The organism is Micrococcus sp. 093350064-1 (assembly GCF_053627955.1).
This window is the reverse complement of the sequence record NZ_JBSEYU010000010.1, coordinates 50,838-64,059: the sequence shown is the minus strand read 5'-3', so window position 1 is coordinate 64,059 and position 13,222 is coordinate 50,838. Positions and strand designations below refer to the sequence as shown.

The 13,222-nt window shown below is 76.1% G+C and carries 8 protein-coding genes; 3 read left to right on the top strand and 5 right to left on the bottom strand.

Translation table 11 applies throughout. The features are described from left to right. The first annotated feature begins 211 nt into the window (after positions 1 to 211). Positions 212 to 1,318, top strand: a complete 1,107-nt coding sequence (locus ACUW6W_RS10365) for a phosphotransferase (RefSeq protein ID WP_036314344.1) — start codon at positions 212 to 214, stop codon at positions 1,316 to 1,318. On the opposite strand, the gene ACUW6W_RS10360 is transcribed toward ACUW6W_RS10365, so the two are convergent. From ACUW6W_RS10360 to ACUW6W_RS10350, 3 genes are read right to left on the bottom strand one after another with little or no spacing between them, the layout of a single operon-like run. After that, positions 1,293 to 4,817: an ATP-dependent helicase gene (locus ACUW6W_RS10360; RefSeq protein WP_400264248.1), complete on the bottom strand. Its 3,525-nt coding sequence runs from the start codon at positions 4,815 to 4,817 to the stop codon at positions 1,293 to 1,295. The two genes, ACUW6W_RS10365 and ACUW6W_RS10360, sit on opposite strands and share 26 nt — an antisense overlap. Beyond that, entirely contained in the window at positions 4,805 to 8,245 is a 3,441-nt protein-coding gene (locus ACUW6W_RS10355) for an ATP-dependent helicase (protein WP_061867017.1), read from the bottom strand. The genes ACUW6W_RS10360 and ACUW6W_RS10355 overlap by 13 nt, the downstream gene beginning before the upstream one ends. Next, positions 8,242 to 8,652: an MGMT family protein gene (locus tag ACUW6W_RS10350; RefSeq protein WP_061867018.1), complete on the bottom strand. Its 411-nt coding sequence runs from the start codon at positions 8,650 to 8,652 to the stop codon at positions 8,242 to 8,244. Before ACUW6W_RS10350 ends, ACUW6W_RS10355 begins: the two co-directional genes overlap by 4 nt. Before the next feature lie 44 nt (positions 8,653 to 8,696). Between ACUW6W_RS10350 and ACUW6W_RS10345 the strand changes: the two genes are divergently transcribed. Beyond that, positions 8,697 to 9,383 (top strand): 3'-5' exonuclease, encoded by a 687-nt coding sequence (locus tag ACUW6W_RS10345; protein WP_123244208.1) that lies wholly within the window; start codon positions 8,697 to 8,699, stop codon positions 9,381 to 9,383. 28 nt (positions 9,384 to 9,411) lie between these two features. Here the strand turns inward: ACUW6W_RS10345 and hemL are convergent, their stop codons facing one another. Both hemL and hemB read right to left on the bottom strand, forming a co-directional pair. Continuing rightward, on the bottom strand, positions 9,412 to 10,737 hold the full coding sequence (gene hemL, locus ACUW6W_RS10340; RefSeq protein ID WP_061867019.1) for a glutamate-1-semialdehyde 2,1-aminomutase: 1,326 nt from the start codon (positions 10,735 to 10,737) through the stop codon (positions 9,412 to 9,414). Continuing rightward, positions 10,734 to 11,720, bottom strand: a complete 987-nt coding sequence (gene hemB / locus ACUW6W_RS10335) for a porphobilinogen synthase (protein ID WP_036314332.1) — start codon at positions 11,718 to 11,720, stop codon at positions 10,734 to 10,736. The genes hemL and hemB overlap by 4 nt, the downstream gene beginning before the upstream one ends. Positions 11,721 to 11,827: 107 nt before the next feature. Here hemB and brnQ point away from each other — a divergent pair, with 107 nt between their 5' ends. After that, positions 11,828 to 13,222, top strand: a complete 1,395-nt coding sequence (gene brnQ / locus ACUW6W_RS10330) for a branched-chain amino acid transport system II carrier protein (RefSeq protein WP_036314330.1) — start codon at positions 11,828 to 11,830, stop codon at positions 13,220 to 13,222.

Below are 13,222 nucleotides of genomic sequence, written 5' to 3'. Positions count from 1 at the left end.
GTGCCTGCGGGATCCCGTCGTGCAGGTGGCGGTGGACCATCCTGAGTCGGCCGGTGGGGGTCAGGGGTGCGTTAGCGTGAGTCATGAGTGGGTCTTTTCGGGCAGGTGGGTGGTGTAGGAACTTCCATCCTGCGGGAGAGGCCCACTCGTCTCATCTCAGCCCGGTACCCATGTCAAGAACCTCATGACCCACAACACCTAGGCTGGAGGGGTGGATCGTCAGCCCCTTCGTCTCGCAGCCCTGGCCGCCGCGGCCGTCCCCGGCCTCGCCCCCGTCTCCGCGGAGGCGAGCCCGGACGACCCCGCGGACTTCTCGACCGCCGTCGTCGTGGACGGTGAGGGCCAGCGGTGGCGGGTCCGCTCGCCCCGCACCCCGGAGGCGGGCATCCGTCTCGAGACGGAGCTGCAGGTGCTGGCGGGCCTGACCCCGGCGGTGCGCGCCGGCCTGCCGTTCCGCACGCCCTCCGTGGCGGGCGCGGTGCGGCTCGAGGGGCTGCGCACCTTCGTCTATCAGGACATGCCCGGGCGTCCCGTCACCCTGGATGAGCTGGCCCGGCTCGGCGAGCCCGCGGTGCAGGACGTGGGCCGTGTGCTGGCCGCGATCCACACGCTGCCCTCGGATGTCGTGGACCACGCGGACCTGCCCTCCTACACGGCGGAGCAGATCCGGCAGCGTCACCTCCACGCCCTCGACCAGGCGGCCACCTCCGGCCGCGTGCCGCCCCTGCTGCTGCGCCGCTGGGAGGAGGCCATGGAGGAGGAGGCCCTGTGGCGGTTCACCCCGGTGCCTGTGCACGGTGACCTGCACGAGGACAACCTGCTCCTCGAGCGCGGCCGCGTGGTGGGCGTGACGGGCTGGACGGACCTGCACGTGGGCGACCCGGCCGGCGACGTCGCCTGGCTGGCCGCCGCCACGGACCCGGACCTGGCCGACCGCGTCCTCGACGCCTACGCGGCCCGGCGGGCCGACGCGGGGGCCGCCGACGACGGCGACGCCCACCTGATGCGCCGTGCGGCGCTGCTCGCCGAGTTCGCCCTCGCCCAGTGGCTCACGCGGGGCCTGGACCGGCACGACGCGGGGATGGTCGCCGAGGCGGAGGCCATGCTGGCCGAGCTCGAGGGCGACGTGCGCGCCGCGCAGGAGGCGGCCGCGCGCCAGGCGGAGGCCGACGCGGCCGCCGACGCCGCCGAGGACGCCCGGGATGCGGCGGAGGACGCCCGGGAGGCCGCGGCCGCGAGGACCGCGGACCCGGAGACGGGCCCGCTGCCCGCCGTCGAGGTGGTGCGGCCGATCAACGGCGGGCCAGGGCGTCCGTGATGTGACGCTCGAGCTCCTCCTCCCCCGGCAGGTCCGGGAAGGAGCGCTCCTGCCCGTGGGCCACGTACACGAAGCTGGCCCCGATCCGTTCCAGCGGGATCCCGTGCAGCCGTGACCAGGCGAGCCGGTAGACGGCCAGCTGCAGCGACTTGAGCTCGAGGTCGCGGCCCCGCGGCACGGCGCCGGTCTTCCAGTCGACGAGCTCCCAGTCGGCCTCGGGGTCGAAGGGCAGGCGGGGGTCGCCGCCGGAGCGGTAGATCGCGTCGACCCGGCCCCGCAGTGTGATCCCGCCGACCGTCGTCTCGACCGGGGCCTCGACGAAGGCCGGGGTGCGCTCCGCCCAGCGCGAGGAGCGGAACCACTCCTGCATCGGGCCGAGGTCGAGGGCCTCGTCGACCCACAGGTCCGCGGCGTCCTCGGCCGAGTCGATGTCCAGCATGCCGGTGGCCCCGAAGCGCTCCTCGAGCCACGCGTGGAACGCCGTGCCGCGCCGCGCCGCGTGCGCGGGCGGCCGGGGCAGGGGCCGGCGCAGCTGCTCGGCCACGGCCTGCGGGTCGGCGGCGAGCTCGCCGTAGAGGGACACGGAGACGTGCTCGGGCAGGGCGGTCTCCCCGCCCGTCCCGGCGACGTCCCGGCGGCGCAGCAGCACCCAGTCCACCTGGCGGGCCAGCTCCGGGTCGTCCCCGAGCGCCGCCGGGTCCGCGGCGTGCACGGCCGCGGCGGCCGCCTCCACCCCGTGCCGGCGGGCCCGGGAGCGGCGCGGCAGCGGCTGCCAGCGTTCCTCGTCCTCGGGGTCCTCCGGGTCGGCGACGAAGGCCTCCGGGCCGTCGAGCGGGTCGAAGGGCCAGCGGGCGACCAGCGTCCGGGCCGCGGCGGGGTTGGCCTCGGGCAGGTCGTCCTCGGCCGGGGCGGGGCCGAGCGCGACGCCGGGCACCTCCCCCGCCAGACCGGCCACCTCCTCGAGGAAGGCCGAGGCCGGCAGGGGCTCCTTGTTGACTCCCTTGAACAGGGAGGTGCTCAGCCACAGGGCGGATCGCGCGCGCGTGTACGCGACGTAGGCCAGGCGCCGCTCCTCGCGCTCGGCGTGGGCGGCCACGGCCACGGCATAGGGGTCCGGGTTGCCCTCCTGGGCCGCCTTGGAGCTGTACTTGGTGCCGGCCGACTGGACCCAGTCCCGCTGGTCCTGGGCCCACGAGCCGTCCCACTGCGGCAGCGACGCGCGGTCCCCGCGCAGGGGCCACGGCAGCGCGCCGGCCCCGGGGCTGGTCCAGCGGTCCGCCCGCGTGGACGGGAACGTGCCCTCCTGCAGGCCGGGGACCGCGACGACGTCCCACTCGAGCCCCTTCGAGGCGTGCGCGGTGAGCACCTGGACCAGGCCGGGGGTGGGTTCGGCGTTCTCGACGCCGAGGCCGTCCTCGTGCTCGAGGACGGACTCCGTCCAGGCCAGGAACGCCGTCAGGTCCGTCGCCGTGGTGCCGGCGCCGAAGTCGCGGGCCGCGTCCTGGAACGCGTTCAAGTGCCGCCGGGCCGCGGCCGCGGAGACGCCGGGCCGCAGGGCCACCTCGACGTCCAACCCCGTCTCACGGATCACCTCCGCGATGAGGTCGGCCGGGTCCTCCCCGGTGCGCGTGGAGAGCCGGCGCAGCTCGGCGTTGACGGCCCTCAGCCGGGCCAGGCCCTCGGGTGAGAAGCCGCGGCCGCGGGAGCCGACCCAGTCCGTCCCCTCCCCGGGCAGGGAGTCGAGGGCCTCCAGCAGGGCGGCGGCGTCGGCGTCCTCCTCGGGGCTCACGTCCCGGGCCGGGTCCGGGGCGTCCCCGGCGGGGTCCTCCCGCCCACCGCCGGCCCGCCGGGCCCGCAGCCGCGAGACGAACCGGGCGCGCTCCTGCAGCACCTCGAGGTCGGCCACGCCGATGCGCCAGCGCGGGCCGGTGAGCAGGCGGACGAGCTGGTCGCTGCGCGTGGGGTCGGCCAGCACGTGGAGGACGGCGAGCACCTCGGCGACCTCCGGCAGCGCCAGCAGCCCGGAGAGCCCGAGCACCTCGTAGGGCAGGCCGGCGGCGTCGAGCGCGTCCAGCACGGGGCCGAACTGGGCGCGGGTGCGGCACAGGACGGCGCGGCTCGGGGTGGTCCCCCCGGGCCCGGACCCGGTGAGGGCGCCGAGGCGGGCGACGACGTCGGCGGCCTCCTCCTCCGCGGTGACGAACCGGTCCACCCGGACGACGCCCTCCCCCGCGCCCGGCCGGGGCCGCAGGGTGCGCACCTCCACCGGCGCGCCGCCCGTCGCGGCGGCGTGGGCGTTCAGCGGTGCGGCGACGGCGTTGGCGACCGCCAGGATCGACTCCTCGTTGCGCCACGCGATCGTCAGGTGCGAGACGTCCGCGTTCACGCGCCGCGGGGCGCCGCCGGGGCCGGTCTCCAGTCGGGGGAAGGCGTGCGGGAAGGCGAAGAGCTGCCCGGCGGAGGCGCCGCGGAAGCCGTAGATCGACTGGTGGGGGTCACCCACCGCGGTGACGCAGTGCCCCAACCCGGGCGCGTCGTCCTCGGGGCCGCGCGGGCCGAACAGCCCGGCGAAGATCCGCATCTGGGCGTGGGAGGTGTCCTGGAATTCGTCCAGCAGCACCACGGGGAACCGCGCGCGCTCCTGCTCGCCGGCCGCCGGCACCTCGACGGCGATGCGCGCCGCGTGGCGCAGCAGGTCGCCGAAGTCCATCACGTCCTGCTCGCGCTTGACCTCGTCGTAGCGGGCCACGAGGTCCGCCATGAGGGCGCGGTCCGCCAGGCCGGTCAGGAACTCCTGGATCTCCTTCGAGGGGGTCTTGGCGCGCGGGGGCAGCGGCAGGGCGCTCCCCTGCTCGGCCAGCCGGGCGAGGAACTCGCGCACCTCGTCCGCACTCACCAGGTGCTCGGCCATGTCCCCGGCCAGCCGCAACGCCTGCGTGATGAGCCGGGACGGGGCCACGCCGAGGGTGTCCGCGACCACCGGATGCGAACGCACGACGGCGCCCATGAGCCGGTGGGCGTCCGCGCCTCCGAGCAGCCGCGCCTCCGGTTCCACGCCGATCCGCAGGCCGTGGTCCCTGACGAGCGCGCCGGCGTAGGAGTGGTACGTGGACACCGAGGCGCGGCCCAGGTCCTCGGGCTCCCCGTCGAAGCCGGGGATCTCGAGGCCGGAGCGCAGCAGGGCGTCCACGCGCCCGTTGATCCGCTCGGCGAGCTCACCGGACGCCTTCCGGGTGAACGTGACGCCGAGGACCTCGTCCGGGCGCACGAGACCGTTGGCCACGAGCCAGACCACGCGGTCGGCCATGGTGGCGGTCTTGCCGGAGCCGGCGCCGGCCAGCACCAGGCGCGGAGTGAGCGGGGCGGTGACCACCTCGGCCTGCTCCTCCGTGGGCGGGGGCAGCCGCAGCCGCGCCGCGATGTCCTCCGGGGAGTGGACCGCGTCCTCGACGCGCGGACGATCGGTCTGAGCGGCGGGATCGCCGGTCAGCGGGGCCATTCGGTGACCTGCCTTCCTTCGGAGCAGAGCGGACAGACGGAGGGCAGCGCGCACCGGCGGGCGCCGGCCTCGTGGAGGGCGAGGAAGCGCGGCCCCGTGGTGCGGCGGGCCGCCGTGAACACCTGCTCGAGCGCCCAGGTGTCCTCGTCCTCGAGGGCCGGCTGGTCCTGCACCTTGGTCTTCTGGGTGCCGGCGCCGAGCTGGACGAGGGCCGCGCCGGCCGGTGTCGTGGGGTGCTCCAGACCGGCGAGCGCGGCGCGCAGGGCGGGGTCCGTGGCGGGGTCGTCCCGGACCTGCTCCAGACCGCCGGCGCGGACGGCCACCTGATAGGCGGCCAGCTGGGGCTGGCGCGCCATCTCCGCGCCGGTGGGCGCGCTGCGGCCGGTCTTGAGGTCGGCGATGAAGGGTCGGCCCTGCGCATCCGCCTCGAGCCGGTCCACGACGCCGGTGATCCGGACGGTGGTCCCGCCCCAGGTCAGGTCCGCGAGGAGCCGCACCTCCTGGGCCACGGGCCGACGCCCGGCCGCCCGGGCGATGCTCCAGTAGCCGATGTAGGCGTCCACCAGGCCGCGGGCCCGGTCGTGCTCGATCTCCGTGATCCAGCCCTCCGGCAGGCCGAGTTCGGGCAGGCGGCGTTCCAGTTCGGCGCGCACGTCCTCGGGCACGCCCTCGGGGTGGTGTTCGGCCACCGAGTGCACGAGCGTGCCCACGGACTGGGCGAGGGTTCCGCCCGCGTTCGCGCCGACGTGGTACAGCACCCAGTTCAGCGGATTGCGCAGGGCCGTCTCCACGCGGGAGGGCGAGAGCGCGACGACCTCGCGCTCCGGGTCGACGAGCGCGGCCTCGGTGGACAGCGGCAGCAGGCCCCACCAGCGTCGGGGGTCCGCGACGGTCACGCCGTCCTCGGCGAGGACCGCCAGGCCGGCGGCCGCCGCGGCCCGGGATGTCGCCCCGTCGGCCGCGTCCGCCTCGTCCCCGGCCTCCAGGACGCGGCGCAGCCGGCCGACGAGCGCGGACGCCGTGATCGGGTCGGGGACCGCGGTGAGCCGCCGGACGCCGGCGGCGTCGCGCGCCTCGGCGGGCAGCCGTTCGGGCGGGTCCACCAGGTCGAGGAAGTCGGAGGGGCCCTCATCCGGCGAGCGGACGGCCGTGACGACCACCTGACGCCGTGCCCGGGAGACCGCGGCCGCGAGCATGCGCAGCTCGTCCTGACGCACCTCGCGCAGCCGGGTGCGGTGATCCGTGGGCCACGGGGCGTCCGCGGGCAGGGTCACGAGGTCCACGAGGTCGGTGGCGCCGAGCAGCTGGCCGCGCAGCCGGGTGTTCGGCCACACGCCCTCCTGCAGGCCCACGACGATCACCGTGTCCCACTCCTGGCCGGCCGCCGCGGCAGGGGTGCGCACGTGCACGGCGTCACCGGACTCGGCACGGCGGGCCAGGGTGTCCACGGGCAGGTCCTGGGACTCCATGTAGACGGCGAACGACTCGGGCGACGCGCCCGGGAACTGGTCCACGAAGCGCTCGGCCACCTTGAACAGGGCGACGACGGCGTCGAGGTCCGCGTCCGCCCGGCGGGACTCGCGGCGCTCGTTCGCGTGCTCGGCGGGCCGCAGCGCGAGCGAACGCCACCGCTCGGCCCGACCGGAGGCGGACCACAGCGCCCACAGCACGGTCTCGGGCGAGGCCGAGGGGGCGCGGGCGGCCTCCAGGCCGTCCCGGAGCATCCAGTGGACGCGGCGCAGGGCGCGGTGCCGCTCGTGCTCGGGGCCGGCCAGGCTCGGGTCCAGCAGGGCCGCGGCGAGCAGCGCGTCCGAGGTGCGCCGGCCGCCCCGGCCCCGCTCGGCGGCCAGCAGGTCCTGGCGCAGCCGCCGCACGTGCAGCGCGCTGGCCATCCCGTACCGGCCGGTGAGCAGTCCCACGACCTCGTCCGGGTCGAGCACGTCCTCGACCCGGGCCTCCGGATCCTCCGCGAGCGCCCCCGCCGCGTCCACCAGCGTGAGCAGGGGCGCGACGGCGGGCTCCTCCTTCAGCACGAGCCCGGCGGCGTCGCGCAGCACGGGGACGCCCTCGGCCTCCAGGTGGCGGGCGAGCGCGGCCACACGGGAGCCGGAGCGGGCGACCACGAGGATCCGGTCCAGGGGCACCCCGTCCTCGTGGTGGACCCGCAGCACCCGTTCGAGGACGAGCTGGTCCTCGTGGGCGCGGGTGGGCACGACGTGCGCGCGGACGGCGCCGTCACCGTCCGCCGGGACGGTCTCGGTCCGGGTCCGTTCGACGCCGGCGGTGCGCTGGCGGACCCGGCGGGCCACGCGCAGGTAGGCGTCCTGGACCTCGGCGCGCATGCGGTGCCCGCGCGTCAGCACCCGGACGCGCCCGTCCGGGGACGCGGGCGGGGCGGCCCCCGGCACGGGATCGGGGTCGAGGACCCCGGGGTACCGGGCGAGGAGGTCGGGCCGGGCGCCGCGGAAGCCCTCCACGGTGGTGTCCGGCGACGCGGTGAGCAGCACGTCCCGCCCGCGTCCGAGCACGGTGAGCAGGTCGTGCACGGCGGGGGTGGCCTCGTGGAGGTCCTCGACCACGAGCACGGCCAGGCGGTCCCGCTCCGCCGCCACGAACGCCTGCGCCGCGGCGTCGCGCTCCGGGTCCTCGGGATGCCGCTCGGTGAGCACGCGGACGGCGGCGGACAGCAGCCCGGCGGCGTCGAACGCCTCGGCCATGCCCAGGTCGATCCGGTCCCGGTAGTCCTGCAGCAGCACGGCCGCGGCCTCCCACTCGGGGCGCCCGTGGGCGGTGCCGAGCTCCTGCAGGCGGCCCGGCTCGAGGCCGAGCTCGCTCATGCGGTCCACGAGCTCGCGGACCTCACGGCGGAATCCCCTCGCCTCCACGGCGGGGGCGACGTCGTCCGGCCAGTCCGGCGCGGCGGCGAGGCCGGCGGCGTAGCCCTCGAGCAGCTCGGCGATCACCGTGTCCTGCTCGGCACCGGTGAGCAGCCGGGGGGCGACCTCCAGATGCCTCAGCGGTCCCGTGACGCGGGCACGGCGCAGCAGGTCGAACGCGTAGGAGGACCAGGTCCGCACGGGGGTGACGGCGCGGGTGCCCCGACCGGCGGCGGCGAGCCGGCGGGTCAGCGCGTCACGCAGCCGCGCCGCCGCATCCCGGCTCGGGGCCAGCAGCAGGAGGGACTCGGGGTCCAGCCCCGCCTCGATCCGGCGGGCCGCGTACTCGACCGCCACGGTGGTGCGCCCCGTGCCGGGGGCGCCCAGCACGAGCACGGCGCCGTGCCCGGGGGCGAGCGAGGCGATCGCCTCCTGCTCGTCCGTGAGCGTGATCCGGTCCTCGGGCGCGGCGGCCGTGCGCACCAGCCGAGCGGCCCGTTCCGGCGCCGCCGCGTCGTCGTCGAAGGGGTCCACCCCGTGTTCCCTGGTCATGGCCTCATCCTCGCACCGGGCCCGGACACGATACGGTCGGCGATCGCACGGATCGCCCGCGCGGCGCCGTCGTCGGGCTCCCAGCGGGCCCGGGGCAGGTCCATGCGCCCGGCCGGGGTGCGGGGCATGGCCTCGCGTTCGTGCTCGACGGCGGCCCGCGCGGCCAGCTCCGGAGGCAGCGAGCCGTCGGCCCGGACCACGCGCCACCAGGGCGTGCCGGGGCTCGATTCGGCCATCGCCCGGCCGGCCTGCCGCGGACCGCCGACCCCCAGCAGGCCGGCCAGCCCCCCGTAGCTGACGGCGCGTCCGGGCGGGACCAGACGGGCGAGCGCCTCGAGCCCCTCGCCGAGGGTGAGCGGTCCGTCGTCGCGGTGGCGGGCGCCGGGGAGCACAGGGTGATCGGTCACGACCCCATCCTGTCGTGTCCGCCGCTCCGGGTAGCGTGAGGCGCGTGACTTGGCATGAGAGCATCCGCGCCGGCTTCGACCTCGAGACCACCGGACGTGATCCGCGCACCGCGCTGATCGTGACCGCCACCCTGGTGATGGTGGACGAGCAGGGCCGCGCCGCGTCGTCGGCCGAGTGGCTCGTGGACCCGGGCGTGCCCATCCCGGCCGAGGCGGCCGAGGTCCACGGCGTCACCACGGAGCGGGCGCAGGCGGAGGGCATGCCCGCCGCGCAGGGTGTCACGGAGATCACCGAGACCCTGCGGGACCTGTTCGCCGCGGGCATCCCCGTGGTGGCGTTCAACGGCGTGTACGACTTCACGGTGATGGACCGGGAGGCGCGCCGCCACGGGCTGACGCCGCTCGAGGCCCGCCCCGTGATCGACCCGTTCGTGCTGGACAAGCAGGTGGACCGGTTCCGCAAGGGCAAGCGCACGCTCTCCGCGGTGTCCGAGCACTACGGGGTGACCCTGGAGAACGCGCACACCTCCGCGGCGGACGCCCTCGCCGCCGTCCAGGTGGCCGACGCCCTGGCCGCCCGGTACGAGCAGCTGCGCGTCGCGCCGGCGGACCTGCACGAGCGGCAGGTCCGCTGGAAGGCCGAGCAGGCGGAGAGCTTCGAGCAGTACCTGCGGCGCAAGGACCCGCAGGCCACCGTCTCGCGCCACTGGCCGGTCGAGGCCGAGCGCTGAGCGCCCGGCCCCGACCCGCGCTCGGGTCTCAGGCCTGGGGCGTCGCCGCCGCGGCCGCCTTCGCCGCGGCCGGCAGCGCGTCGAGCACCCGGGTGACCGCCGCGTCGTCGTGGGCGGCGGAGACGAACCAGGCCTCGAACACGGACGGCGGCAGGTACACGCCGGAGGCCAGCATCGACTGGAAGAACGGGGCGTAGCGGAAGACCTCCTGGCCCTGGGCGTCCCGGTAGTCCCGCACGCCGGTGCCGGAGGTGCCGAACGCCAGGGAGAACAGGGTGCCGGCCCGCTGGATCGAGTGGTCCACGCCCTCGGCGTCGAGCGCGGCCACGAGGCCCTCGCGCACGGCGTCCGAGGCGCGCGTCACGGCCGCGTAGACGGCCTCGTCGGCGCGGGAGAGCGTGGCGTGGCCGGCGGCCATGGCCACCGGATTCCCGGAGAGGGTGCCGGCCTGGTACACGGGGCCGAGCGGGGCCAGGTGGTCCATGATCTCGGCGGAGCCGCCCAGGGCGGCCGCGGGCATGCCGCCGCCGATCACCTTGCCGAAGCACCAGATGTCCGGGGTCCAGCCCTCGGGCTGTCCGGACAGGCCCCAGCCGCCCGTGGCGGTGGCGCGGAAGCCGGTGAGCACCTCGTCCCAGATCAGCAGCGCGCCGTGGCGGCGGGTGATCTCGCGCAGGAACGCGTTGAAGCCCTCGGCGGGCTCCACGACGCCCATGTTGCAGGGCACGGCCTCCGTGATGAGCGCGGCGATGCGCTCATCGTGCTCGGCGAACACGGCCTCGACGGCGGCGCGGTCGTTGTAGTCCACCACGAGGGTCTCGGAGGCGGCGGCCTCGGTGACGCCCGCGGAGCCGGGCAGGGCGGCGGTCGCCACGCCCGAGCCGGCCGCGGCCAGCAGGCCGTCCGAGTGGCCGTGGTAGCAGCCGGCGAACTTCACGATCAGGTTGCGGCCGGTCACGCCGCGGGCCAGGCGCAGGGCCGTCATGGTGGCCTCGGTGCCGGTGGACACGAAGCGCACGCGCTCGACCGGGACCTTGGAGGCGATCAGCTCGGCCAGCGCGGTCTCCTCCAGCGTGGAGGTGCCGAAGCCGAGGCCGCGGTCCACGGCGGCGTGCACGGCCTCGACGACCTCGGGGTGCTGGTGGCCCAGCAGCATGGGGCCCCACGAGCAGACCAGGTCCACGTACTCGTTGCCCTCGACGTCGGTCAGGTACGGGCCGCGTGCGCCGGCCATGAACCGGGGCGTGCCGCCCACCGAGCCGAAGGCGCGCACGGGTGAGTCGACGCCGCCGGGGATGACGGCCTGGGCCGCGGCGAAGGCGGCGGCGTTGGTGGTCGGCTGGGACGCGGTCACAGGGACCCCTCCTTCATCCAGCGGCCGAGCTCGGCCGCCCAGTAGGTGAGCACGGAGTCGGCGCCGGCGCGCCGGATGGAGAGCACGGACTCGACGATCGAGGCCTTCCGGTCGATCCAGCCGTGCGCGGCGGCGGCCTCGATCATCGCGTACTCCCCCGAGATCTGGTACGCGGAGACGGGCACGTCCGCCATGTCCGCCACGTCGCGCACGATGTCCAGGTAGCTCATCGCGGGCTTGACCATCACCATGTCCGCGCCCTCCTCGAGGTCGAGGGCGACCTCGAGCAGGGCCTCGCTCCGGTTGGCGGCGTCCATCTGGTAGGTCTTGCGGTCGCCCGTGAGCTGGGAGTCGACGGCGTCGCGGAACGGCCCGTAGAACGCCGAGGAGTACTTCGCGGCGTAGGCGAGGATCGCGGTCTCGTGGTGGCCGGCGCCCTCGAGGGCCTCCCGGATCACGCGGACCTGGCCGTCCATCATCCCGGAGGGGCCGAGCACGTCCGCACCGGCCTCGGCCTGCGCGACGCCCATCCGGGCGTAGATCTCCAGCGTCGCGTCGTTGTCCACGGCGCCCTCGGCGGTGAGCACGCCGCAGTGGCCGTGGTCGGTGAACTCGTCCAGGCACAGGTCGGACATCACGACGAGCCCGTCCCCCACCTCCGCCTTCACGTCCCGGATGGCCCGGTTCAGGACGCCGTCCGGGTCCAGGGCGGCGCTGCCGACGGCGTCGCGCGTGGTCGGCACGCCGAACAGCATGATGCCGCCCAGGCCCAGCTCGGCGGCCTCGGCCGCGGCGGCCTTGAGCGAGTCCGCGGTGTGCTGCACGACGCCCGGCATCGAGGCGATCGGCACGGGCTCGGCGGCGCCCTCCTTGATGAAGGCCGGCAGGATCAGCTCGGCGGGGTGCAGGCGCGTCTCGGCGGCGAGGCGGCGCATCGCGGCGGACCGGCGCAGACGCCGGGGACGGTGCAGCGGGAAGGACATGACGGGGTCACACGCTCCTGGTTCGGGGACCCGTCCAGTCTAGGCGCGGAGGCTGACCGCGCGCCGGGTACAGTCATGGCGCCCCGTTCGCCGTCGAGAGGCCCGTGATGCCCCCGCGCCTGCGCCCCGGTCAGACCCTGCTGCTGGCCTCGCTCGTCTTCGGCCTGTTCTTCGGCGCCGGCAACCTGATCTTCCCCGCCGGCCTGGGCCGGGATGCGGGCGCCGCGGTCACGCCGGCCACGCTCGGCTTCCTCGTCACGGCGGTGGGGCTGCCGGTCCTGGGCATCGTCGCCTCGGCGGTGACGGGGGCGCGCTCGGTCCGTGAGATGACGGCGCCCGTCTCCCGGCGCTTCGCCGTGGCGTTCACGTGCCTGCTGTACCTGACGATCGGCCCCCTCTTCGCCATCCCCCGCACCGCCACGGTGTCCTATGAGATCGGTGTCGCGCCCCTGGCGGGCGACGGCGGCCTGCGGCTGCTCGGCTTCACGGCGGCGTTCTTCGCGGTCGCCGCGGTGGCGGCGTTCCGTCCGGGCCGGCTCATGGAGTGGGTGGGGCGCTACCTGACCCCGGCGTTCCTGGTCCTGCTCGGCGCCCTGATGGCGGCCGCCGTCGTGGCCCCGATGAGCACGGGCGCCCTGCCCTCGCCGACCCCCGCCTACGCCGACGGGGCGCTCGTGCGGGGCCTGCTGGACGGCTACAACACCATGGACGCGCTCGCCTCGCTCGCCTTCGCGGTCGTGATCGTCGACGCCGCCCGGCGCCTGGGCGTGACGGGCCCGCGCCGCATGGCGGTGGAGCTGGGCAAGGCGGGGCTGCTCGGCGGTGCGGCGATGGCGGTGGTCTACGCCTCCCTGGCGTACGTCGGCGCCACGAGCCACGGCGCGTTCGCGCAGGCCGCGAACGGCGGCGACGTCCTCGCCCGCAGCGCGAGCCACTTCTTCGGCGCGGCGGGCGTGTACCTCATCGCGGCCATCGTCGTCGTCGCGTGCCTGAAGACCTGCATCGGACTGATCGTGGCGTGCACCGAGATGTTCGCGGAGATGTTCCCCGGGTCCTACCGGCTGTGGGCGAGCCTCTTCCTCGTCGTGTCCTTCGCGCTCGCCAACCTGGGCCTGGAGGCGATCATCGCCTGGTCCGTCCCGGTGCTGATGTTCCTCTACCCGATCGCCGTCGTCGTCATCCTGCTCGGTCTCGCCTGGGCCTGGGTGCGGGACCACCCGGCGGTGGCCCGCTGGGTGGTCGCCTGCACGGGGCTCGCCGCCTTCTTCGACCTGCTGGGCGCCCTGCCGGAGGCGCTCGCGACGACGCCGCCCGTCACCGCCCTGACGGGCCTGGCCGGCCGGGTGCTGCCCGGCTACGCGGTCGGCTTCGGCTGGGTGGTCCCGGCGCTCGTCGGGCTGGTCGTCGGCACAGTGGCCGCCGCCTCGCGGCCCCGCCCCCGCCGGGGCGAGCGGGAGGCGATCCCGGTCACCGCCGGCCACGGGCGCACCGCCGCCGACTAG